This window comes from Brevundimonas sp. UYEF29 (assembly GCF_040546195.1).
Lineage (GTDB): Bacteria > Pseudomonadota > Alphaproteobacteria > Caulobacterales > Caulobacteraceae > Brevundimonas > Brevundimonas huaxiensis.
Genome location: NZ_JBEPNH010000005.1, coordinates 169,854 through 192,834, shown reverse-complemented (window position 1 = coordinate 192,834; position 22,981 = coordinate 169,854). Strand labels below are relative to the sequence as shown.

Sequence of the window (22,981 nt, the reverse complement as noted above, 5' to 3'; positions counted from 1 at the left end):
TTTTCATGCTTGTCTGGATCGCAGCCCAGTGACGCCGGACGACGCGGTCACCTTGGGGCCTTGGCCGTCCAGGGTGTCGATGTTGCAATCGCGGAAGCGCCAGTTCTCGGCATTGGCGATGGCGCCCGCATCCTGCACATCCCAGTCCAACCGTTCGAAAATGAAGTCTTTCAGCGGCGCTTCGGGATAGGCGGCGGCGGCGAATCCGACTTTGCCGCCGACGGCCTTGATGTTCGACAGGCGAACATCGTGGATACGGGGAATGCCCTGTTCGCGCGGCACGGGCGTGGCGAGCGCGCGCCAGTAATCCGGCACGTCCGCGATTCCGCGCGGGATCTGGGCGTAGCTGTAGTTTGGGTACCAGTTCAGGTTCACTTGCATCAATGTGCGCACGTCCTGCAGATGGATGTCGCGCAGGCGGATGTTGGAGATCACGCCGCCGCGTGTGTGGCCTGATTTGAAGAAGATCCCCAGCGGCACCGGATACTCGATCCTCAGCCCAGAGACTTCGATGTCGTCAAATCCGCCAGATGTCTCCGATCCGAAGGTCATCCCGGCCAGGGCGTCACGGACGATGCAGTCGCGAATCTTCACCTGACGGCACGGCCGGGCTACCCGCAGCCCGTCCCAGTCGCGTCCGGCCTTGATGCAGATCGCGTCGTCGTTGACCGACAGGTCGCATCTCTCAACCAACACCCGCTCCGACGAGTCGATGTCGATGCCGTCCGTCGAAGGTCCGCGTCCGCCGATGTTATTCCTGATGATCAGGTCGGCGACCTTCACATCCCGCGAGTAGCAGACGTGGACGGTCCAGAAGCCCGATCGCGCCAGATTCAGACCGGAAACCTCGACCTGCTGTGAATCGTAAACGTGGACCAACCGCGGACGGCGGCAGTCGTAGTCAGCCGCCCATCGCAGGTCGCGCGGATCATAATCGCGGCGCAGCGCCCAGTAGGAGTCCCAGAAGAGCTTGCCGTCGCCATCGACCAGACCCTCGCCCGTGATCTTGGCGTTCTGTTGCTGATAGACATTCAGCAAGCCGGCGGGCCAGTCCATCTCAACGCCGGCAACACGCGTGCGAACCATCGGATAGGCGGCCAGATCCTGAACGCCGCGCAGAGTGGCGCCGCGTTCGATCGACAGGGTCACCCCCGACTTCACGAATAGCGAACCTGACAGATACAGACCGGGCTTCAGGACCACGACCCCTCCGCCCTGCCCTGCCGCTGCGTCGATGGTGGCCTGAATAGGACGCGTGTTGATGGTCACTCCGTCGCCCATCGCGCCATAGTCGGACGCATCGAAGGTGCGCGAACGGCTCGACTGTGCAAACGCCGGCGTCGCTTGCGTCAAGGCACTGACGACACCCAGTTGCAGAAGCGTGCGGCGATCGGCGCGCATCTAGATTTCCCACATTCTGTTCTTTCGTCTCACAATAGTGGACGATATAAGGCTGGCAAGAGATACCGATAGTTGATCGTCAGAATTTGACACCGGTTACGTTGCGGCTCGCTGTCCAGGTGGGCCACCAACCATCATGCGCCGCCCGGAGCAGCGCCGGAGGAAACATGGCCCTGCCAACCCGACCCTGCCTTGGCCTGATAGCAGTCCTGATGAGCTCGGCCGCCATGTCCGGCCCCGTTCTAGCGCAAACGACCGGAGCCTTGCCGCCGGGCGTCGAGGCTGAATGGCTGGCTGAACGCGATCGCCCCGCCCTTTACACCGACGTGGCAGGCGTGCCGTCTCGAGAGAGCACGATGGCGGCTGTCGAATATGTTGCTTCCTCGCAAATCGCCGCCATGGCCGCCGAGCCGCTCGCTCTATCGACGGGCAGCAACCTGACGCAGATGTCGTCGAACTGGGTCGCAGCCACCTTTTACGTCGGCGCCTCGCGACTTGCGCGCGTCTCGGACGACAGGAGAACCCTGCGCTTTTTGAGCGCCGTGGCCGATCACTACAACTACAGTGTACGGGGCGCGCGCTCGGGCAAGACGATGCTGAACGCCGACGATATCGCGATCGGCGATCTCTACGAAGAACTCTACGCGCGTCGTGGACAGGAGGGCGTGCTGATGCCGCTGCGTCAGCGGCTGGACTGGCAGGTCCCCTATCTGGCCCGGGCGGAAGACACACCGGCGCTGGTCTGGTGGTGGGCCGACGCGCTCTATATGGCGCCCCCGGTCTTCGCCCGCATGACCGCGATCACAGGCGATCCGAAATATCTGAACGCCGCAGACAAGGAATGGCGACGCACAGCGGCGCGGCTGTGGGTGGAGGACGAAAAACTCTTTCTGCGCGACGAACGGTTCAAGGACGAGAACCATCGTGACGCTGATGGCGACCGCATCTACTGGTCGCGGGCCAATGGCTGGGTCATGGGCGGTTTGGTGCGATGGCTGGAATCCGTGCCTGCCGATTTGGCCGGGCGCGGCTTCTATGTCGACCTCTTCCAGAAGATGGCCGGCAGGATCGCAGGTCTCCAACAAGAAGACGGACTGTGGCGCGCCAGCTTGCTGGATCCCGAAGCCTATCCCGAGGCTGAAACCTCAGGCTCGGTCTTTTATGTCTACGCTCTGGCCTGGGGGATCAATCACGGCCTTCTGGATCGCGACATCTACCTGCCGCACGTGTTGAAGGGTTGGGCCGGGCTGAACCGCCATGTGCTTGCGAACGGCCTGGTGGGCGCGGCGCAGAGGACCGGCGATCAGCCCGTATCGACCGACCCTGAGGACGTCGGCCTCTATGCTTCAGGAACCTATATTCTGGCCGGGCTGGAAGTCGCGTCTCTGAATGATCCAGTTCGCTCTCTGCCATTAACGGAACCCACGCGCGCCACGGCCGAAGTGATCGCTGCGACCACCCCTGTCCCGCCCGCCCCCGTGACGGTCGTCGGCGCCGAAGAAATCCGACGTCGAGACGCCGAAATGCGTGCGACCTCGGCGTTCTCCTACGATCCATCCGCTCTGAATCGACCCTCGACCATCGAACCGCTGGAGCCGCCGCCGGAAGACCAGCAGCGACCGCGCGCGGTCGCCCGCTTCGCGCCGGATCGTTTGGATGACCTGCTATGGGAAAACGATCGCGTCGCTCATCGCATTTACGGTCCCACGCTTGAAGCGCGCGAGGCGCCCTCTGGCTCGGGCATCGATGTGTGGGCCAAACGGGTCCGCTATCCCTTCATGGACCGCCAGTTGAAGTTCCCGAACTATCACGTCGATCGCGGCGAAGGCCTGGATTATTACGACGTGGGACGCGGCAGAGGCGCCGGGGGTCTGGGCATCTGGTACGACAACAAGCTCTGGACCAGTCGCAACTTCTCCACCTACCAGATTGAGAAAACCGGCGGCGACGAGGCGCGGTTCAGCGTGACCTACCGGCCTTGGCCTGTCGACGTCGTGCGCACGGTTTCAGAAAGGCGTGAGTTCAGCCTTCCGTTAGGCTCCAACTTTACGCGAATGACCTCCACTCTGACCTCGAACTCCGACGCACCGCTGATCGTCGCGATCGGCATTTCGAAGCGCAGCAACGACAACGGACGAGGCTTCGTCACGCGCGACGCCGCACACGGGCGTCTGATGTTCTGGGAGCCTGAAAACCCCGAGCATGGCTCGCTTGGCATCGCCCTGGCGGTTGATCCCGCAACGGTCGAGGGCTTCACTGAAGACGCCGACAACTATCTGATACTGGTGCGGGTCACGCCGGGTCAGTCGTTCACCTACTACATGGGATCGGCGTGGGATCGCGGCCTGGACTTCGCCACGCGCAGCGCCTGGGAAGATTTCGTCGCAAACCAGAGGTTCGATTTCCGCCAAGGCGACTAGCCGGCAAGCGAAATTCTGTCGCCGCGTCGCGCGGTTCGGCCGATGTCAAAAGAAGGGCGGCGCCGGTTATACCGACGCCGCCTGTCTTATCTCGCCGATCTGTTGGGATCAGAAGCGATACCGCGCGCCGATGTAAACCTGGCGGCCAGTGTGGTGATAGACATAGGTGCTGTCACGCGGCAGGCCGATGTCGCCGTGGTTCTGACGGTTGGCTTCGTCGGTCAGGTTCAGCCCCTCGACAGAAACACTGAGGTTATCGGTCAGGTTATAGGATGCTGAAGCGTCGATCGTCGTAGTTTCGGTCTTGCCCTGATACGGGATCAGACCCGTGGCGCCGTTTGAACCCGGCACGTTCTGGAAATAGGTGTCGCGATAGGCCGCCGACACACGCGCATTGAACTTGCCGTCGTCATAATACAGCGTCGCGTTCCAGGCGTTTGGCGACAGGTTGACCAGATCCGCCGTCACAAAGGCCGCGCAGGTTGCGGTGACGCAATACTGAATCTCGGATTCAACGTGCGTGTAGTTCAGCTGCGTACCGATATTCGACAGCAGGCTGGGCAGGAAGGAGAAGGTCTGCTGATAGCTGATCTCGAAGCCTTTCAGCGGGCCGCCCGGCGTGTTGGTAGGCGTGCTGAACTGATAGATGTCGCCGGCAGGACGACCGCCTGACGGGAAGGCCACAGGGTTCAAGGCCGTCAGTTGGCTGTACGACAGCGGTTCGGTGGTCGTCTGCACATAGGTCGAGATGTCCTTGTAGAAGTAGGCGAAGGACAGCAGAGCTTCAGGCGCGAAGTAATATTCTACCGACAGGTCGTAGGTCGTCGCCCGGTAGGGTTCCAGCTCGACATTGCCCAGCGAGGCCGTATTGGTCGCCGCTCCGGCCGCGCTCAGCGTGAAGACCGGAACCAGACTGGTGACAGGCGGTCGCGCCATGACCTTGGCGGCGCCCACGCGCACGATCAGATCCTTCATCGGCTCGATCGAGACGTTTAGCGACGGCAGGGTGTCGTCATATTCGTTCTCGCCCCGGACCGGCGTCGCAACACCACCGACGTTGGAATAACCCAAGGCGTCGACCTCGGTCTTGACCTGACGTACGCCGACGTTGCCTCGGAAAGGCACACCCATGATTTCCGTGTCCCAATCGGCCTGCACATAGGCGCCGGTGTCGGTCTCGGTCACGTCACGCCAGTTGCCATAGGTGGACGGATTGCCGTTCAGGCCGATCAGTCGGAAGTCACCGCCTGCTACGCCCGTGTCGCAGTTGCAGTTGTAATTCCAGACTGTCTGCAACGCAGCCAAGTCCGGCCGAACCCAGCTGCTCGCAGCGCCCGACGGCAGATCGAGATTGCGACCGAAGCCGCTCAGCAGATTGGTGACCGAAGCCATGCTCGTGCCCGCCGGCAGTGCTGGCGAACCGTTGGCGTTGTTCGGGCGCGCGAAGGCGCGGCTGCTCGACTCGTATTCCTTACGGCTGACACCCGCTTTCAGTGTGAGCCAATCGCTTACGTCGAAGGCGAAGTTGGCCTCACCCGTCGTATAGACGTTTTCCTGGAAGTTCGAACTGATGCGCAGTTCCGAGCGGGGCTGGGCGCCGGTCGGGCCGACGACGCTCCACTGCGTGGGGTCGGCGACGTTGAAGCCCCAGTTGATCGCCGGCAGATTGCGGTTCTGACGGAAATCATAGGAATAGCCGTCGACGTTCTGTCGATCGATAATGGCGCTGACCTGGACCGGGTTGGCGAAGCTGGACTCCGCGCGACCGATCAGGCCGTCGAACCGCAGCCGATCCGAAAACTCGTGCTCGACCCCGAAGGTCATCTGCTTGAATTCGGTTTCCAGCTCGTCAAACCGCTGCTCGCTGCGGATGTCCATGTCGTCGAGCTGAGCGTAGATCATCTCTCCCGTGTCGGGATCGATCTCGAAGCTCATGATGTCGACCTGCGGCTTGCCGCCCTGATCGGCGCCACGGCTGAGCGACCACGCTTGCAGGAAGTTTTCGCTGCGGGTCGAATCCAGCTTCGAGTACAGCATGTCCATCGTGAACAGGGTCGGACCATTGCCGGGCCGGGCTTGCACCGACAGCGTCGCGCCCAAACGTTCCTGGCTGTGCTCCAGGCTGCCATAGCGCGGGATGCGAGGGTGGTAGGTGCGCGCGGCGTTCGGCAGGACAGCGCCATTCTGGAAACCGCCGTCGGCGCTGGCAGGTCCCCAGCGCACCGAGCTGAAACCTTCCTCCAGGCTGTCACGCTCGCTGTAGGCGATCGAGAACAGAGCGCCGATCTGGTCATCCGCCCAGGTGTTCGAAATCAGACCGGCGAACCGCGGGCTCCAGTCCTGCGATAAGTCGTTGTAGCCATACTGGCCCGACAGCGCGCCTTGGAAACCCATCTTGTCGAACGGACGGCTGGTGCGCAGATCGACGGTCGCCCCCAGCGACCCCTCTTCCGTCTCAGCCGAGGCGGTCTTGCGCACCGTGATATTGTTGAAGAGCTCTGAGGCGAAGACGTTGAAGTCGAAACCACGACCGCGATTCACGCCGCCCGACGAGTCGGTGGCGCCGGTCGATGCCTGGGCCTCGATTCCGTTGATCCGCGTGCGGGTAAATTCCGAGCTGAGCCCGCGGACGGTGATCGACCGGCCCTCGCCTGCATCGCGGTCGATCGAGACGCCCGGAATGCGCTGGATCGACTCGGCCAGATTGGTGTCGGGGAAATCCGCGATGTCTTCCGCCGAAATGGCGTCTACGACGCCGGCTTCACGACGTTTGATGTTCAAGGAATTCTGCAGGCTGGCCCGAAAGCCCGTGACGACGATATCATCGACCTTGGCAGCGTCATCTGTCTGAGGCGCAGCGACCTCGGCCGTTTGGGCGGCGGCGTCATGCGCCATCATGGCGAGAGCTAGGGCTCCCAGCGACGCGGTGGCGACCAGGGCGTGGCGCGCGAATTTGTGGCGTTGGATCATTCTAGTTTCTCCTCCCAAGTGTTGCGCTTCAAGGATCGAACGCCCTCGTTCACGCCTCCCGCTGCTGACGGGAGACACCGGTGTCAAAGCGAGTTGGCCGTTTGACTGCTACCGGTGTCATTCATGTTTAGTCACATTCGGTCGCGACTCGCAAGCAGGCGACGATCCTGATGGCGGATTTGTAATCTCGTCTGAGAGCGTGGGTTAGGCGGGAAAGCAGTTGCAACCTGCACGCCGGCGCATTGTGCGGTTTCGAAGAATACCCGCCACTTGAAAGAACCGACGGACGCCCTGCCCTATTCCCACTCGATCGTCCCGGGCGGCTTGGACGTCACGTCGTAGACGACGCGGTTGACGCCGCGGACCTCGTTGATGATGCGGGTGGCGGTCTTAGAGAGGACGTCCCAGGGGAACTGGTAGAAGTCGGCGGTCATGCCGTCGGTCGAGGAGACGGCGCGCAGGGCCAGGACCTTTTCATAGGTGCGGGCGTCGCCCATGACGCCGACGGTCTTGACCGGCAGCAGGACGGCGAAGGCCTGCCAGATCTTGTCGTAGAGGCCGGCCTTGCGGATCTCGTCCAGATAGATGGCGTCGGCCTGTTGCAGGGTCTCGACGGCGTCCGGCGTGATCTCGCCGGGGATGCGGATGGCCAGGCCCGGTCCGGGGAACGGGTGGCGCCCGACGAAGGCGTCGGTCAGGCCCAGTTCGCGGCCCAGCGCCCGGACCTCGTCCTTGAACAGTTCGCGCAAGGGTTCGACCAGTTTGAGTTTCATATAGTCCGGCAGGCCGCCGACGTTATGGTGGCTCTTGATGACGTGGGCCTTGCCGCTGGACGAGGAGACGCTCTCGATCACGTCGGGATAGAGGGTGCCCTGGGCCAGGAATTCGGCCCCTTCGATCTTGGCGGACTCGCGATCAAACACCTCGATGAACAACCTGCCGATGGTCTTGCGCTTGGTCTCGGGGTCGGAAATGCCGGCCAGTTCGCCCAAAAATTCCTTCGACGCATCGACGTGCACCAGCGGGATGTTGTAGTGCTCGCGGAACAGGGTCGTGACCTGTTTCGCTTCGTCCTTGCGAAGCAATCCGGTGTCGACGAAGACGCAGGTCAGTTGATCCCCGATGGCCTCATGGATCAGGACGGCCGCGACCGATGAATCCACACCGCCCGACAGGCCGCAGATCACCTTGGCGTCGCCGACCTGTTCGCGGATCTGGGCGATCTTCTCGTCGCGGTAGGCGGCCATGGTCCAGTCGCCCTTCAAACCCGCGATGCCGTGGGTGAAGTTCTTCAGCATCTGATGGCCGCGCGGCGTGTGCATCACCTCGGGGTGGAACTGCACACCGTAGAAGCGGCGGGCCTCATCGGCGATCACCGCATAGGGCGACCCTTCTGACGAGGCGACCACGTCAAAGTCTTGCGGGATGGCGACGATCTTGTCGCCGTGGCTCATCCAGACCTCTTCGTTCTCGCCGACGGGAGCCAGATCGGCCAGCAGGGGCGAGGCCTTCTGAACCGTGATCTCGGCGCGGCCGAACTCGCGCGTGTGGCCGCCCTCGACCTTGCCGCCCAGCTGCTCGCACATCGTCATCTCGCCGTAGCAGATGCCCAGCACCGGCACGCCCGCCTCGAACACGCCCTGCGGCGCGCGAGGGCTGCCCTCTTCATGCACGCTCTCGGGACCGCCCGACAGGATGATGGCCGCCGGTTTCATGGCCGTCAGAGCTGCCTCGGCCTTCTGGAACGGATGGATCTCGCAATAGACGCTGGCCTCGCGCAGGCGGCGCGCGATCAGCTGCGTCACCTGGCTGCCGAAGTCGACGATGAGGACCTTCTGGTGGTCTTGCGGCGTGGTCATGGCGTGATCGAATCCGGGGCAGGAGGATGGGCGGGGTCTTGGCCGGGCGGGGCCGATATTTCAAGGGCGGGAAGCTCAAGAGCGGCGGGGCCGTCGGCCTCCAGCACGGCGATCAAGCGATCCAGGGCGGCGGCCAGGTTCTCGTCCACATGATGCAGGGTCGAGGTCCAGTCCTCCAACGCCTTCAACTCGGCGCGGCCGTCCGACACGCCGCGCAGGGCGATCAGGGGCACACCGAAGGTCTGGGCGGCGCGGACCAGGGCCCAGGTCTCCATGTCCACCATCTCGGCGTCGATGGCGTCATAGGCGGCGCCGGAGACGACGTTCGCTCCGGTCGACAGGGTCGCCGTCGGCACGCCGGGGATTGGGCACGGCAAAGACAGGACGGCGGGCTGGTCCAGCAAGGGGGTCACGCCCTTCGGAAATCCCAGCGGGCTGGCGTCCATGTCGCGATAGGCGACGGACGCGGCCTGATAGACCGCCGCATGGTCCAACACCCGCGACCCGCACGAGCCCAGCGATACGATCAGATCCGGCAAATCGCCCGCCGCCTCCAGCCGCGCCAGGGCGACGCCAAGGTTCACGGCGGCCTCGACCGGGCCGACGCCGGTCATCAACGGCGCGATCCGGGCCTGAAGGTGCAGGCCATATTCAGCAGGCGCGGCCATGACGTAGAGCAGCGAAACCCCGCCATGCCGCGCCAGCTTCATGCCGCGCGCTCGTAGACGGCGGCGAAGAAACCGTCCGTGTCGGCCGAGGCCGGCGACAGGCGCAGGCGCGCCCCGGACGCCAGCTCGGCGAACTTCGCCTGAGCCGCCGTCGTCAAAAATCCTCCCCCGTCCACGGGGGAGGGGGACCGCGAAGCGGTGGAGGGGGCGAACGCATCCCCGGCGCCGGAACTGGGGTCGCCCCCTCCACCACGCTGCGCGTGGTCCCCCTCCCCCGCTTCGCTGGGGAGGATCGGGACGGGATGGAATTCGGGATGCAAAGCCTCGAAGGCGTCCACGCTGGCCTCGTTTTCGCGCGCCAGCATCGAACAGGTGACATAGACCAGTCTGCCGCCCGGCTTCACCAGCTTGGTCGCCTGGCTCAAGATACGCACCTGAAGGCCATGCAGCTTTACGACATCTTCGGCGGTCAGACGCCAGGCGTCCTCGGGCCGACGACGCCAGGTGCCGGACCCCGAACAGGGCGCATCGACGAAGACCAGATCGGCCTGCCCGTTCAGATCTTCCAGGCCCCCGCCGTTCTGGCCGATCAGGACCAGCTCCGCCTCGACGCCTGCGCGCTGCAGGCGAGGACGGATATTCTCCAGCCGCTTGTTGACGACGTCCGAGGCGACAAGCTTGCCTTGCGCCTTCATCGCCTGGGCCAGACCCAGCGTCTTGCCGCCCCCGCCGGCGCAGTAATCCACCACCGTCATGCCGGGCGCGGCGCCCGCCAGCCAGCAGACGACCTGGCTGCCTTCATCCTGGATTTCGAACCGGCCGGCCTTGAAGCCCTCCAGCGCCTGGATGTTGGGCGGCGGTTCCGACGGCGCGCGCAGGCCGACGGCCGACCAGGGCGTGCGCGACACGTCCAGCCCGGCGGCCTTCAGCTCGGCCTCGACCTCATCGACCGTGGCGGCCGCATCATTGACGCGCAGGTCGATCGGCGCGCGCGGCGCCATCAGGGCGTGGGCTTCCTCGGCCCAGCGGTCGCCGAAGGTGGCCTTGAAATCCTCGACCACGAACTCGGGCAGGCCGGCGGCGACCCAGCCCGGCAGTTCGCCCTGCCCCGCCGTGATGCGGCTGCGCTCCTGTTTGGACAGCGGACGCGGGCCATAGCCGTCGCCCGAATGCAGGGCCTCGATCTCTTCCAGCGAAAGGCCGTCGATGGCGTGCAGCGAACCGATGACCAGAGCCCGACCGTCTTCACGCCCGCCCATGATCCACGACAGGCGGCCGCGCGCGCGCAGCACCTTGTAGACCCGGTCGGCGATGGCGCGCCGGTCCTTGGACCCGGCGTAGCGGTTGGCCGTGCCCCAGGCCTTCATGACGGCCTCGGCCGGTTGGCGGCCCTGGGCGATGGAGTCCAGGACGGAGGCGGCGGCGGCGAGGCGAGCGGCTGGGGTCAATTCAGGCTTTCAAACGAAGAACAGGGACGCCAGGACCATGACCAGCCCCGCAAGCGAGACCACCCAGACCAGCGACCGGATATAGGGAACACCGAAGGCGTAGAGCGGCACATAGACCACCCGCCCCCAGAAATAGAGCGCCGCGCCCCACACTGTCAGGGCGCTGGACGCGCCGATGACATGGGCGATCAGCACCGCGGCGATGAACAGCGGCAGGGTTTCGTACAGATTGGCCTGGGCGCGTTCGAGACGGCCGGTCAGCGGCTTCTTAGCCTCCGGCGTCTCGTCGCGCGGACCCGCATTCCATTTCGAGCCGAACTCGGCCGTCCGCGCCCCGGCGGGCAGGAAGATCTGAACCAGGGCCAGGATCAGCGTCAGGGCCATATAGGTGAGTTCGGTCGTCATGGTCGCCTACCCTTGCCGATAGTTGGGCGCTTCACGCGTGATCATCACGTCGTGGACGTGGCTTTCACGCAGACCCGCGCCGGTGATGCGCACGAACCGGGCGCGTTCCTGGAACTCCGGGATCGTGCCGGCGCCGACATAGCCCATGGAGGCGCGAAGACCCCCGACCATTTGGTGCAGGACCGGGCTGATCGGCCCCTTATAGGGCGTCTGGCCCTCGATGCCCTCGGGCACCAGCTTCTCGGACGAGACTTCCTTCTGGAAATATCGATCCGCCGAGCCGCGCGCCATGGCCCCGACCGAGCCCATGCCGCGATACGACTTGTAGCTGCGGCCCTGGTACAGGAAGACCTCGCCGGGGCTTTCGTCGGTGCCGGCGAACATCGATCCCATCATGGCCACGTTGGCGCCGGCCGCGATGGCCTTGGCCAGGTCGCCCGAATATTTGATGCCCCCGTCCGCGATGACCGAGGCGCCCGTGCCCTTGGCCGCCCGCGCGGAGTCCATCACCGCCGTCAGCTGCGGCACGCCCACGCCGGCGACGATGCGGGTGGTGCAGATGGATCCGGGACCGATGCCCACCTTCACCGCATCCGCGCCTGCGTCGATCAGAGCCCGCGTCGCATCATAGGTGGCGACATTGCCGGCGATGATCTGCAGCCGGTTGTTCTCGCGCTTGATCCGCTCGACCACCTGGGCGACCGAGGCGGAGTGACCATGGGCGGTGTCGATCACCACCACGTCGCAACCCGCTTCGGCCAGCGCCATCGCGCGTTCGTATCCGGCGTCGCCGACGGTGGAGGCGGCGCCGACCAGCAGGCGGCCCTGCTCGTCCTTGGCGGCGTTGGGGAAGGCCTGGGCCTTTTCGATGTCCTTCATGGTGATCAGGCCGACGGCCCGATAATCCTCGTCCACCACAATGACGCGTTCGATCTTGCGGGTCTTCAGCAACTCGCGCGCCTCGTCGCGGCTGGCGCCTTCGCGCACCGTGATCAGGTCGCCCGTGGTCATCAGCGAGGCGGCCGTGACGTTGAGGTCGCTCTCGAAGCGCATGTCGCGGTGGGTCAGCATGCCGACCAGCTTGCCCGTCGCCGGATCCACGACGGGGAAGCCGGTGATCTTCTTGCGCGCCACGATCTCGCGCACTTCGCCCAGAGTCGTTTGCGGGTCGACCGTCACCGGATTGACCACCATCCCGCTCTCATAGCGTTTGACGGCGCGGACCTCGTCGGCCTGCTCCTCGATGGTCATGTTGCGGTGCAGAACGCCCAGACCGCCCGACTGGGCCATGGCGATAGCCAGACGGCTTTCCGTCACCGTGTCCATGGCGGACGACAGCAGCGGGATGTTCAGTTTGATGTCGCGCGTCAGCTGGGTCGAGACATCGACCATCGCCGGCATGAACTCGGATGCGCCGGGTTCCAGCAAAACATCGTCGAAGGTCAGTCCTTCGCGTATCTCCATAGGGAGTCTCCGTTTTGCGGGCCGCGTATAACGGGATGCGGGGGTCGGGGGCAAGGCCGATTGCGGTTATAGGCCCGATAGATTTTATTGCTTTGCAACCCGCAGGGCCGCTCACCATTCTCTCCGCATGGTCGGCGTCATCCTCAGCACCGCGCGCAAACTGGCTCTGAAGATCGCCAGCTATGGCGTCATGCACCTGATCGTCGCCATCCTGGTCGCCTTCGCGATCACCCGCGACTGGCGCATCGCCCTGGCCGTAGGCATGGTCGAGCCGATCTTTCAGACCATCGCCTACACCGTCCACGACCGCGTGTGGCACAAGGTCGAGCGGCGGCGCATGGCCTCCAGTATCGAGGAAGCGACCGAGGCCTTCACCGCCCGCCTCGACATCATGTCGCCCGAGGAACAGCGCCGCTCGCACGATGCCCATCACGGCCACAGCCATGCCCTGCCCCGGTCGTTCAAACAGATCGCGCTGAAGACCGTCACCTATGGCGTCATGCATTTCGCCGTGGCGGTCGCCGTGGCCTACGCCCTGACCAACGACATCCGCACGGCGCTGACCATCGGCATGGTCGAGCCTCTGGTGCAGACGCTCTTCTTCGCCCTGCACGACCGCATCTGGTCGCGCCTGGAAGATCGCAGAGCCCGCGCGAGCACAGCCGCCGCCTGACGCGTCAGCGCTTGTTCAGCGCGACCAGAAACACTTCGGCGCTGTCCTTACGGCTCGACGCCGGCTTGACGTATTTCACCGTCTCGAACTCCTCGCGCAGCCGCGCCAGAACGCCGCCGGCGTCTCCGCCCTGGAAGTTCTTGGAGACGAAGTTGCCGCCGGGCCGCAACGTGCGGATGGCGAAGTCAGCGGCGATCTCGATCAGGGCGATGATCTTCAAATGGTCCGTCTGGCGATGCCCGACCGTATTGTGCGCCATGTCCGACAGAACCAGGTCCGGCGCCCCGCCGATGGCGTCGATCAACTGCTGGTCCACGCCCGGATGGGTGAAATCGGCTTGAAGCAGGGTCGCGCCCGGGATCGGCGCGATCATCAGCAGGTCCACACCCGCTACGGCGCCCGCACCGCGGTTCAAGGCCACCTGGACCCAGCCGCCCGGCGCCGCGCCCAGGTCGATGACCTTCGACCCGCGCTTGATCAGCCGGAACCTGTCGTCGATCTCGATCAGCTTGAAGGCCGCGCGCGAGCGCCAGCCCTCGGCCCGCGCCTTTTCAGACCATTTGTCAGACAGCTGGCGCTTGATCCACTGCTGGCTCGACATCGACTTGGTGTCGGCCGTCTTCATCTTGGTGCCCATGCCGCGTCCGGCGGCGGTTCCGCCGCTGGGCGGTCTCACCATCCGGCGGCGTTCTCCCGCCGGTTGATTCTGGGGCTTTTCGTCTTCGCTCATCGTTCCCACATAGCCCCGACCAGCGTTGCGGGCTATGTCCCGCCTCAAATCAACCCAAAGAGGACGACCGACATGGCCGACACCCTGACCTTCACCCTGGACACCGGCGACGGCGAAGCCCGCGACGTGGTCATCAAGCTGCGCCCCGACCTGGCCCCCGGCCACGTCGAACGCATCACCGAACTGGCCAAGGAAGGCTTCTACGACGGCGTGGTCTTCCACCGCGTGATCCCGGGCTTCATGGCTCAGGGCGGCGATCCGACCGGCACCGGCACCTCGGGTTCCAAGAAGCCGAACCTGAAGGCCGAGTTCTCGGCTGAGCCGCACGTGCGCGGCGTCTGCTCGATGGCCCGCACCTCTGACCCCAACAGCGCCAACTCGCAGTTCTTCATCGTCTTCGACGACGCCACCTTCCTGGACCGCCAGTACACCGTTTGGGGCCAGGTCGAATCGGGCATGGAACACGTCGACGCCCTGCCCAAGGGCGAGCCGCCGCGCAGCCCCGGCAAGATCGTCAAGGCGACGGTCAACTAACCACGCAATCTTGACGTTTCTCGATGATGGCTTTCAGTTGCAACGCTGAGCCATCGTCGGGGGACGACATTGCGCATTCTTCTGGTCATCGAGCCGTCCGGCGGCGGCTCGGGGCGTCATGCGGTCGATCTGGCCCGCGCCCTGATCAGAAGCGGCCATCAGGTGTCTCTGATCTGGTCGCCACGCCGTGCAGAGCCTTGGTTTCAGGCCGCGGTCGCCGCTCTGCCCCTCCACGCCAATGAACGCCTGCCTATGCGACGCAGCGTCGGACCGTGGGACGTCGCCGCGCTTCACGCCCTGAATCGCCTGATCGCCCGCCTCGGCCCGTTCGAGATCGTTCACGGCCACAGCGCCAAGGCCGGCGCCCTGGTCCGCCTGGCCCACGCGCCCCGCGCCGCCAAGATCTACACCCCTCACGCCCTGCCGATGATGGGCCCGGCCAGCCCGGCGACGATCAGCGCCGGCGCGGCCGAGGCGCTTTTGGCCCGGTCCGGCGACGCCATCATCGCCGTTTCTGAGGAAGAGGCCGCCGTCGCCCGTCTCTGGGGGCTGGGCGGAAACCGCTTGCACGTCGTCCCCAACGGCCTGGCCGCTCCGCCCGCCAACGATCGTCTCGCAGCCCGCCAAGCCCTCGAGGTTCCCGACGACGCTCTGGTCATCGGATTCGTCGGCCGGCTTTGCGCTCAGAAAGACCCCGTCCGATTCGCGCACGCCGTCCGCCGGGCGAACGCCGTCGATCCGCGCATCATCGGCGTCATGGTCGGCGACGGCGATCTGGCCCCGTCGGTCAGGACCGCCGGCGGCGACGCCCTCCGTCTGCTGGGCGCACGCGACGCGGGGCCGCTGATGGCGGGCTTCGATCTGTTCGCCATGACCAGCCGTTACGAGGCCGATTCCTACGCCATGATTGAGGCGGCCGCCCTAGGCCTGCCCATCGTCTGCATCGACGTCGGCGGGATCGCGCGTCTGACCCAGATCGGCGCGCGCATCGACCGCTTGCCCGTCGACGCCTCGCCCGATCATCTGGCCGAGGCGATGCGCGCCGCGCTGGCCAGCCGCGTCGTGCCCCTGCCGATCGCGCCGGGCCTGCTGTCCGCTTCGCTGATGGTCGAACAGACGGTTCGGATCTACCGCGACGCCTTCGCCCGCCGACGCCTGGGTGGCTGACCCCGTCTTTATCAACGGCCGCTTCCTGACCCAGCCGATGAGCGGGGTTCAGCGTTATGCGCGTCAAATCGTCCGCGCCCTGGACCAGCGCCCCGGCGCCGCCGACCGCTATGTCCTGCTGACGCCCCCCGGCGCCGACAACCTGAACCTGCTCCACATCCCGACCCGCACGATCGGACGCGCTGGCGGCCATCTGTGGGAACAGACCGCCCTGGCCTGGACCGCGCGCCACGGCCGCCTGCTGTCGTTAGGCGGTTCGGGCCCGGTGCTGCACCGGCGGCAGATCGTCGTCATCCACGACGCCGCCGTCTTTCGTCATCCCGAGCATTTCCGAACCGGCTACGCCGCCTTTCACCGCGCCCTGAACAGGATCCTGGCGCGCCGTGCGCGGCTGGCGACCGTCTCCGACTTCTCCCGGCGCGAGCTGGCCTCGGTCCTGAACCTGTCGCCTGACAGCGTCGCCGTCGCCCCGAACAGCGCCGACCATCTTCTCAACATCACGCCAGACCCGGCCGTCATTGAACGTCTCGGTCTGACCACCCGCCCCTACTACGTCGCCCTGGGCAATCTGACGCCGAACAAGAACCTCGCCGGCGCCATCCGCGCCCTCTCTCGTCTTGCGGACCCTGCCGTCCGGCTGGTCATCATCGGCGACCGCCCCGCCGTCTTCGACCGTTCCGCCTTTCCCGCTGACCCGCGCCTGATCTTCACCGGCCGTCGCTCGGACGCAGAGATCGCCGCCCTGCTCGGCGGCGCGCAGGGGCTCGTCTTTCCCAGCCTCTACGAAGGCTTCGGCATTCCGCCGCTGGAGGCGATGACCCTCGGCTGTCCGGTCATCGCCTCCGACATCCCGGCGACGCGCGAGGTCTGCGCCGACGCCGCCCTCTATTTCGATCCCGCCGACGACGCAGCCCTGGCCGCCCATATGGCTGACCTGCTCAGCCGACCGGATGTCGCCCGTCCCGACGCCGGCCTTCGCCGCGCTGACCGTTACGCCTGGTCCCGCTCGGCCGAAGTCATCGAAGATCTTCTGCTCAGCACCTGACGATAGGCGGCCCTATGAGCCTCGACGATCGATGCCTCGGTCCAGGCCGGCGCACCGACCGCCGCGAAACGCCACCGTTCCGGCTGGTCCACAGCCGCCTGCATCGACGTCGTCAGCGCGTCTGCATTCCCCGGCTCGATCAGGGCCGACATGCCCGCCCCCTGCGCCGCTTCCGGCAAGCCGCCGATGCGCGAGGCGATCACGCCCCGTCCTTGCTGAACCGCCTCCGCGACGCTGCGTCCGAACGGCTCGGCCCACACCGCCGGCGCGACCAGCACATCCACCCTGGGCCAGAACGCCTCCCCCTCCACCTGCCCCAGCCAGACGATGCGCGGATCCTCATACGCCCGCCTCAACGCCTGCACGTAATCCTCCTCGCCCCGCCCGGCGATATTCAGCGTCCAGTGACCGTCCAGCCGCCTCGTCGCCGCCAGCAGAACCTCGATCCCCTTTTCCGGCTCGATCCGCCCGAGAAACCCAAACCGCATCGTCGGCGCCTCGGCCAACGATGGTCTTGGCGCGATCGCCGCCGCGCCCGCTGCATTGCCGATCACCGACCCTGGCGTCCGCCGAAAATAGCCCGCCGCCCGATGCGTCTCCAGCACAGGCCCGCTCAGCCCGATGACATGATTCACGCCTTGCGACCGCGCCCGCTTGCCCGCCGTCAACAACACGCACGACCCACACCGCCGCTCGCAACGCCGTCCGCGTCGAAACAGCGACGCCCGCGCGCACAGCATCGACCAGTCCCTCAGCGTCTGCACCATCGGCAGGTCTCGCCGCGTCGCCGCGCGATAGACCGACAGCGAAAACCCCGTCGTCAGGTGCAGGTGGATCAGATCCGGCCGCACCCGCGCGACCGCGCGATCCACCTGATCATCCATCAGCGAATTGGCCGCCTCCAGCCCATGCCAGATCGCCCGCCGGAACGCCGGCCGCCGCGCGCCGTCATAGGGCCAGTACAGATTTCGCAGCGGCAGCCGCTGCACGGGGACGCCGTCGATCCGCTCGTTCACCGTTTCGCGCCCCGGCTTCAGCGTCAGCACCGACGCCTCCACGCCGGCCCGCGTCAACCCTTGGGCCAACTGCGCCACGCTTCGTTCCGCCCCGCCGACCTGCGCCGGCGGATACAGGGTGTTGACGATCAGCACCCTCACGGCGCCAGCGGCCTTCGCCACGCCAGGGCGCCCACCAGACAGCACAGGAAGACCATCCCCGCCCCCTGCGTCAGATCCTCTCCGAACATCGCCGCCAGCACATAGACCGACAGCGGCGTCAGCGCGTCCAGCCGCGCCGCCGACGCCAGATGCAGCCCCAGCAGCACCAGCGCGCTCACCACCCCCGCCGTCCGCGCCGTGAACAGATAGCCGTTGTGGCTGACCGACAGCGCCCGAAACGCCCCCATCTCCTCCGCCGACGACCACCCCGTTCCCATTGGCCTTTCCACGACCAGATCGACCGTCCGCCTCCAGGTCAGCATCCGTCCGGCCAGATTGTCCCGCAGCGCCATCCTGTCGAACCGTCCCGCGAACCGGCCGCCGTCGAGGTCGAACCGCCAGGCCTGCAAAGCCATCGCGCCCGTGGCCAGCACACAGACCGTCAGCACCATCCCCAGCGGCCGAACCCGCTCGCGCCATCGCCAACCGACGACCATCCTCGCCAGCCCCGCCAGCATCGCCGCCATCATGCCGCCCCGCGACAGGGTGCTGACGAACCCCAGAACCGCCACGCCGACGCCGCCCCACGTCGTCCCGCCCCGCGCCCAGCGCCGTCCCGCCAGCATCACGCCGGCCGGGACCGCCAGTCCGATCATCGCCATCGCCGCATTCGGATGCTCGGCCAGGGTCGTCAACCGCACATGAGCGGCCGTCGTGGTCACCATCGCGCGCGGCGACGCCAGCCCCACGGCCTGCAAAGGCTCCAGCCCGACCAGCATCGCCATCCCATAGGTCGCCAGGTGACACGCCGCGCCCGCCAGCACGGCCAATAGGAACAGCCGCCGCCGTCGCTCGTCCCTGAGGATCAGGCTCGCCACAGCCGGCGCCGCCAAGGCCGAGGCGATCCACCGAAACCAGAAGACCGCATCCCCGATGTTCAGCCGATCGCCGCCCCGCGCGACCTGAACCAGCAGCGTCATCACCAGAAAGCCGGCCGCGACCACGACCGCCGCCCTCAGAACCGGCGCCATGCCTCGCCACGTCACACCCACGAGCGGCACAGCAACCGCCAGCGCCAGATCGCCCAGCCGCGGCCCGCTGACCTGCCCCGGCGTCAGAAAGAGCGGCAAGGTCACGCCCAGGCCCAGCAGGCTTAGCGCCACCCGCTCATAGGCCGCGCGCACCTGCGACCACCGCAGCGTCCCGCGCCGCGATGCGCTCAGGACGGCCTGCAATGCTCGACCTCGGGATCGAACCGCGCCCCGTCCATCACGCCCGCGACCAGCACCCCGGCCTGTCGCCAGCGTCCGCCCAGCGCCAGCCGACCTGCCAGCCTCAGCCGCGAGGCGGCATAGCGCAGCGCCGAGCGCCGCCCCTCGTGCCGCCGCTTGGCCAGGATGACGTTGCGCGTCAGATAGCGATGCAGCCGTTCGCGCCGCGCATCGGGCTCTGTCTCGATGGTCAGCCGTCCCGGCGCCGCGCGCACGTGCTCGACCCGGCTGGCCGCGACCAGATAGCCCGGCGCCTCGCGAGACAGCCGCAGCGTATATTCCGTATCGTCGCCCCAGATGAACATGGGCGCCAGCGGCAGGCCATGCCGCATCACCGCCGCCCGGCTGACCAGGACCGACACGAAGGTCGCCTGCCTCACCGGCGCCATCCCCTGCTCCAGCCGCTCGCCCCAAGCCGGATAGCCCAGCGCATTCTCCCTCCGGTCGATCTCGGGCGTATTGGTCAGATGCCCCTCAGGCGACCGCACGCTGGAACACAGGAAGGCCGGCACGACGCCCTCATCCGCCAGCCCCGTTTCCGCCGCCAGCAAGGCCTCCAGCGCATCCGGCGCCGCCAGCACGTCGTCGTCCATCAGCCAGACCCGGTCGGCCCCCGCCTCGATCGCTGCGCGGATTCCGGCGTTGAAGCCGCCTGCCCCGCCGGTGTTGACCGGCATCCGCACCACCATCGCCTGCCCCGCCCAGGCGTCAGCCAGCATCTCGGCGGTGCCGTCGTCGCTGGCGTTGTCGACCACCACAACCCCGTCGCAATGGCGCGTCTGGGCGATCAGATGCGCCAGACATTGCTCCAGCAGGGCGCGCCGGTTCCACGTCACCACCACGGCCCACACCGACGGCTTCATGCGGCTATCCTGGCGATGGCCGGCGCCAGCGACTTCTCAACCAGGCTCAGCGCCCGCCCGACCGCCTGGTCCATGTTGTAATACTGAAAATCGGCCAGCCGCCCGGCGAACCAGACCTTGCCCGCCAGCGTCGCGGCCATCTCGCGATACTGCCCCGCCAACGCGCGCGACGCCTCCGTCAGGATCGGATAATAGGGGTCGTTCACGCCCGCCTCATAAACCATCGGATATTCGGTCACCGTCGCCGTCGTCGGCCCATGCTCGCCGGTCAGGTGGCGGAAATCGGTGATGCGCGTGAAGTCGAAGTCATTGGGATAGTTGACCGTCCCGACCGGCAGGCCATCCTCGACATCCACGACCCGATGGTCGAACCGCACGCTGCGATAGGGCAAGGCCCCGACCGACCGGCCGAAATAGTCGTCCAGCGCGCCGCAATAGACCATCCGATCCCACGACCCCGCTTCGACCTGATCCATCGGCGTATTCACCGACACCGTGATGTTGGGATGATTCAGCATCCTCTGGAACAGCGCCCCATAGCCGTCGCGCGGCATGGCCTGATAGCGATCGACGAAATAGCGGTCGTCCCGGCTGACCGCGATCGGCACCCGCGCGGTGACCGAGGCGTCCAGCGCCTCGACCGGCAGGCCCCACTGTTTGGCGGTGTATCCGGCGAACACCTTGTCGAAGACATAGTCGCCCAGCCGCCTCAGATCCGGATCGTCCCCCGCCTGTCGCAGGTCATGGATGCTGGGCCGCGCCCCGAAACCGAACCGCTGAACCAGGGTCTGCGTCATCCGCTCGGCCACCGCGGCAGGAAACAGTGTCTCGATCGAATCCAGATTGAACGGCAGCGGCACCTGTCGCCCGTCGAGCAGCCCTTGGACCCGATGGGCGTAGGGCCGCCATGCCGTAAACCGGCTCAGATAGTCGAAGATGCGCGCGCTGTTGGTGTGGAACACGTGCGGGCCATACGGATGGATCAGCCGCCCGCCCGCATCGCGCCGGTCGTACGCATTGCCGCCGACGTGGTCGCGCCGGTCGATCACGAGCACGCTCTGGTCCAGCCCGCGCGCCAGCCGTTCGGCGACCACCGCACCGGTAAAGCCGGCGCCGACGATCAGCCAGTCATATCGCCGGGACATCGCGCCTCCCGCCGGTTTGGAACAGCGCGCCCCAATGCGCCCTCAGGCCGATCAGACAGGCCACGACCACCGCCGCCTCGCCGATGATCCGCGCACCCGCCATGCCGGCCGCGCCAAGGCCGGGCGCCAACACCACCGCCGGCCCCAGCGTCGCGACACAGCCCAGCGTCACGATCAGCGCAAACCGTCCATCCATCCGCAGCGGGTTCATCAGATGCAGCCCCAGCACCTGGCTGACGGCCACCAGGGGCAGCACCCAGGCCAGAAGACGCAGCACCTCGACGGCGCCCGCAAACCCCGGCCCGAACAACAGACGGATCAGCAGCGGCGCCGTCAGCGTCAGCGCCGCCGCCAGCAGCACGAACGCCCCCGTCGAGGCCGCCAGCGTCCACCGCGCCGTGCGAAACGCAGCCGCCGGATCCTGTCCCAGCAGTCCGGCGATCCGGGGCGCAATCAGACCCGCCAGCGGCCGCATCATCGACCCGGACGCCGCGACCAGCCGATCCGCCGCCCCGTAAAGCGCCGCCTGCGCCGGCCCGGCCAGCGCCGCGACGACCAGAACGCCCGCCCCCGTATAGGCGACGATGACCGCTCGACTGGCGAACAGCGGCCCGCCCTGGATCAGGACGCGTCGCACAAAGCCCCGCTCCGGCGCTTGAACCCTCTGCCGTCGCAGCAGCAGGACGCCGGTCGCGACCAAGCCGGCCCAGACGCCGCCCGCCTGGACGGCCATCACGCCGCCGACGCTCAAGTCGGGCAGCGCCAGCACGACGCACGTTCCGACCAGGGCGAAGCCGACCTCCAGCATCGCCGCCGGACCGGGATCGCGAATACCCTGAAAGAACCACAGCAGGCTGGCCCCCTGCCCGATACCCAGAACGACCGCCATGGCCACGACGCCGCTCGCCCCTTCCAGAACCGGATTGAAGGCCGCCAGACCAACGCCGACCGCAGCGGCGGGCAGGATCAGCACGCCGCGCATCGCCAGGGCCTGACCGATCAGGACGCCGCGCCCTTCGACCGCTCCGGCGATGTCGCGCGGCCCCGACAGCGATTGCCCGTAATCCACGACCACCGACACGACCAAGGCCAGGGCGATGGCCGAGGCGAATACGCCGAACCCTTCCAGCCCCAGGCGTCGCGTCAGAACCGGATAGAGCAGCAGCGGCGAGACATAGCGGGCGACGTGCGCGCCATAGACCCAGCCCGCATCGGCCGCGCCCCGCGCCGACAGCAATCGGTGCCTGCCATCCCCCAACTGTCGCCCCCGCGATCAACCCTGGCGCGAGCTTTAGACACGCAAGGTCGCAATCGCAAGCGCGGGCTCAGCCGGGCGGCTTAGCCGAAACGGCCCTCGGCCCAGCGCGCAGCGAAATATCCGCCGGTCGCCGACAGCATCGTCAGGGTCGTGCCCCAGATCAGGTCGATAATCGTCAGCTTGGTCTGCCACACAGCCAGCGTCGCCTGATTGGTCAGGTCGTAGGTGGCGTAGGCGACGAAGCCCAGCACCGCCCCGTTGATCGCGGCCCGCGTCCAGTTCCCTTCCTTCAGGGCCGGTGCAATCGCCAGAAACACGGTACCGGCGATGGAGATCAGATAGAAGGCCACCGCCGCCTTCATGTCCGGCTTGTCGGCCATGATCGGCCCGATGACGGGCTTGTACAGCCGGTTCGTCATGGTGGTCAGCCAGACGAAATCGATGGCTGCAAAGGTCAGGCCGGCCCCGAGATAGGCCGCGACATATTTGATCATCCTCGTCTC

The 22,981-nt window shown here is 66.6% G+C and carries 19 protein-coding genes; 5 read left to right on the top strand and 14 right to left on the bottom strand.

Annotated features, from left to right (window positions below):
* Positions 1–3: 3 nt before the first annotated feature.
* Positions 4–1,401 (bottom strand): glycoside hydrolase family 28 protein, encoded by a 1,398-nt coding sequence (locus ABIB58_RS10285; RefSeq protein ID WP_185224723.1) that lies wholly within the window; start codon positions 1,399–1,401, stop codon positions 4–6.
* A gap of 212 nt (positions 1,402–1,613) precedes the next feature.
* Between ABIB58_RS10285 and ABIB58_RS10280 the strand changes: the two genes are divergently transcribed.
* Positions 1,614–3,821, top strand: coding sequence for a glycoside hydrolase family 88 protein (locus ABIB58_RS10280; protein ID WP_231576606.1), 2,208 nt, complete (start codon positions 1,614–1,616; stop codon positions 3,819–3,821).
* Positions 3,822–3,929: 108 nt separating this feature from the next.
* Here ABIB58_RS10280 and ABIB58_RS10275 read toward each other — a convergent pair whose 3' ends face one another.
* The 6 genes from ABIB58_RS10275 to guaB all read right to left on the bottom strand — a co-directional run bounded on the left by ABIB58_RS10275 (position 3,930) and on the right by guaB (position 12,635).
* Positions 3,930–6,791, bottom strand: coding sequence for a TonB-dependent receptor (locus ABIB58_RS10275; RefSeq protein ID WP_354040714.1), 2,862 nt, complete (start codon positions 6,789–6,791; stop codon positions 3,930–3,932).
* 296 nt (positions 6,792–7,087) lie between these two features.
* Entirely contained in the window at positions 7,088–8,650 is a 1,563-nt protein-coding gene (guaA, locus tag ABIB58_RS10270) for a glutamine-hydrolyzing GMP synthase (RefSeq protein WP_045810166.1), read from the bottom strand.
* Complete coding sequence (locus ABIB58_RS10265; RefSeq protein ID WP_045810167.1) at positions 8,647–9,360, bottom strand: 5'-methylthioadenosine/S-adenosylhomocysteine nucleosidase; 714 nt, start codon at positions 9,358–9,360, stop codon at positions 8,647–8,649. The genes guaA and ABIB58_RS10265 overlap by 4 nt, the downstream gene beginning before the upstream one ends.
* Positions 9,357–10,766: an RsmB/NOP family class I SAM-dependent RNA methyltransferase gene (locus ABIB58_RS10260; RefSeq protein WP_045810168.1), complete on the bottom strand. Its 1,410-nt coding sequence runs from the start codon at positions 10,764–10,766 to the stop codon at positions 9,357–9,359. Before ABIB58_RS10260 ends, ABIB58_RS10265 begins: the two co-directional genes overlap by 4 nt.
* A 9-nt stretch (positions 10,767–10,775) precedes the next feature.
* Positions 10,776–11,171: an MAPEG family protein gene (locus ABIB58_RS10255; protein ID WP_045810169.1), complete on the bottom strand. Its 396-nt coding sequence runs from the start codon at positions 11,169–11,171 to the stop codon at positions 10,776–10,778.
* A 6-nt stretch (positions 11,172–11,177) separates the two neighbouring features.
* Complete coding sequence (guaB, locus tag ABIB58_RS10250) at positions 11,178–12,635, bottom strand: IMP dehydrogenase (RefSeq protein ID WP_045810170.1); 1,458 nt, start codon at positions 12,633–12,635, stop codon at positions 11,178–11,180.
* 127 nt (positions 12,636–12,762) lie between these two features.
* Between guaB and ABIB58_RS10245 the strand changes: the two genes are divergently transcribed.
* A complete protein-coding gene (locus ABIB58_RS10245; RefSeq protein ID WP_045810171.1) occupies positions 12,763–13,308 on the top strand; it encodes a DUF2061 domain-containing protein in 546 nt (181 codons plus the stop codon).
* A 4-nt stretch (positions 13,309–13,312) separates the two neighbouring features.
* Here ABIB58_RS10245 and ABIB58_RS10240 read toward each other — a convergent pair whose 3' ends face one another.
* Entirely contained in the window at positions 13,313–14,038 is a 726-nt protein-coding gene (locus ABIB58_RS10240; protein ID WP_045810172.1) for an RlmE family RNA methyltransferase, read from the bottom strand.
* Between the two features lie 72 nt (positions 14,039–14,110).
* Between ABIB58_RS10240 and ABIB58_RS10235 the strand changes: the two genes are divergently transcribed.
* The 3 genes from ABIB58_RS10235 (at position 14,111) to ABIB58_RS10225 (ending at position 16,784) form a co-directional block, all read left to right on the top strand.
* Positions 14,111–14,572 (top strand): peptidylprolyl isomerase, encoded by a 462-nt coding sequence (locus ABIB58_RS10235; RefSeq protein WP_017504078.1) that lies wholly within the window; start codon positions 14,111–14,113, stop codon positions 14,570–14,572.
* 69 nt (positions 14,573–14,641) lie between these two features.
* A complete protein-coding gene (locus tag ABIB58_RS10230) occupies positions 14,642–15,739 on the top strand; it encodes a glycosyltransferase family 4 protein (protein WP_052689487.1) in 1,098 nt (365 codons plus the stop codon).
* Positions 15,732–16,784, top strand: coding sequence for a glycosyltransferase family 4 protein (locus ABIB58_RS10225; protein ID WP_052689488.1), 1,053 nt, complete (start codon positions 15,732–15,734; stop codon positions 16,782–16,784). Before ABIB58_RS10230 ends, ABIB58_RS10225 begins: the two co-directional genes overlap by 8 nt.
* Here the strand turns inward: ABIB58_RS10225 and ABIB58_RS10220 are convergent.
* The 6 genes from ABIB58_RS10220 to ABIB58_RS10195 all read right to left on the bottom strand — a co-directional run bounded on the left by ABIB58_RS10220 (position 16,730) and on the right by ABIB58_RS10195 (position 22,972).
* Positions 16,730–17,962, bottom strand: a complete 1,233-nt coding sequence (locus ABIB58_RS10220) for a glycosyltransferase (RefSeq protein WP_052689489.1) — start codon at positions 17,960–17,962, stop codon at positions 16,730–16,732. The genes ABIB58_RS10225 and ABIB58_RS10220 overlap by 55 nt on opposite strands.
* Positions 17,938–19,125 carry an O-antigen ligase family protein gene (locus ABIB58_RS10215; protein ID WP_156146749.1) on the bottom strand — a complete coding sequence of 396 codons (1,188 nt, stop codon included), beginning with the start codon at positions 19,123–19,125 and terminating at the stop codon, positions 17,938–17,940. The genes ABIB58_RS10220 and ABIB58_RS10215 overlap by 25 nt, the downstream gene beginning before the upstream one ends.
* A gap of 35 nt (positions 19,126–19,160) precedes the next feature.
* On the bottom strand, positions 19,161–20,075 hold the full coding sequence (locus ABIB58_RS10210) for a glycosyltransferase family 2 protein (RefSeq protein WP_045810175.1): 915 nt from the start codon (positions 20,073–20,075) through the stop codon (positions 19,161–19,163).
* A complete protein-coding gene (gene glf, locus ABIB58_RS10205) occupies positions 20,072–21,220 on the bottom strand; it encodes a UDP-galactopyranose mutase (RefSeq protein WP_045810176.1) in 1,149 nt (382 codons plus the stop codon). Before glf ends, ABIB58_RS10210 begins: the two co-directional genes overlap by 4 nt.
* Positions 21,204–22,478: an oligosaccharide flippase family protein gene (locus ABIB58_RS10200; RefSeq protein WP_082064374.1), complete on the bottom strand. Its 1,275-nt coding sequence runs from the start codon at positions 22,476–22,478 to the stop codon at positions 21,204–21,206. Before ABIB58_RS10200 ends, glf begins: the two co-directional genes overlap by 17 nt.
* Before the next feature lie 80 nt (positions 22,479–22,558).
* The gene (locus tag ABIB58_RS10195) at positions 22,559–22,972 is read right to left on the bottom strand and encodes a DUF2177 family protein (protein ID WP_039245498.1); all 414 of its coding nucleotides are present in this window, start codon (positions 22,970–22,972) and stop codon (positions 22,559–22,561) included.
* Between the last annotated feature and the right edge of the window lie 9 nt (positions 22,973–22,981).

Bases quoted from the DNA above. Each gene is read 5' to 3' on its own strand.
- ABIB58_RS10235 (WP_017504078.1), top strand. From the start codon at position 14,111: ATGGCCGACACCCTGACCTTCACCCTGGACACCGGCGACGGCGAAGCC.
- ABIB58_RS10265 (WP_045810167.1), bottom strand. From the start codon at position 9,360: ATGAAGCTGGCGCGGCATGGCGGGGTTTCGCTGCTCTACGTCATGGCC.
- ABIB58_RS10195 (WP_039245498.1), bottom strand. From the start codon at position 22,972: ATGATCAAATATGTCGCGGCCTATCTCGGGGCCGGCCTGACCTTTGCA.
- ABIB58_RS10275 (WP_354040714.1), bottom strand. From the start codon at position 6,791: ATGATCCAACGCCACAAATTCGCGCGCCACGCCCTGGTCGCCACCGCG.
- ABIB58_RS10255 (WP_045810169.1), bottom strand. From the start codon at position 11,171: ATGACGACCGAACTCACCTATATGGCCCTGACGCTGATCCTGGCCCTG.
- guaB (WP_045810170.1), bottom strand. From the start codon at position 12,635: ATGGAGATACGCGAAGGACTGACCTTCGACGATGTTTTGCTGGAACCC.
- ABIB58_RS10210 (WP_045810175.1), bottom strand. From the start codon at position 20,075: ATGAAGCCGTCGGTGTGGGCCGTGGTGGTGACGTGGAACCGGCGCGCC.
- ABIB58_RS10240 (WP_045810172.1), bottom strand. From the start codon at position 14,038: ATGAGCGAAGACGAAAAGCCCCAGAATCAACCGGCGGGAGAACGCCGC.
- ABIB58_RS10285 (WP_185224723.1), bottom strand. From the start codon at position 1,401: ATGCGCGCCGATCGCCGCACGCTTCTGCAACTGGGTGTCGTCAGTGCC.
- guaA (WP_045810166.1), bottom strand. From the start codon at position 8,650: ATGACCACGCCGCAAGACCACCAGAAGGTCCTCATCGTCGACTTCGGC.
- ABIB58_RS10280 (WP_231576606.1), top strand. From the start codon at position 1,614: ATGAGCTCGGCCGCCATGTCCGGCCCCGTTCTAGCGCAAACGACCGGA.
- ABIB58_RS10245 (WP_045810171.1), top strand. From the start codon at position 12,763: ATGGTCGGCGTCATCCTCAGCACCGCGCGCAAACTGGCTCTGAAGATC.
- glf (WP_045810176.1), bottom strand. From the start codon at position 21,220: ATGTCCCGGCGATATGACTGGCTGATCGTCGGCGCCGGCTTTACCGGT.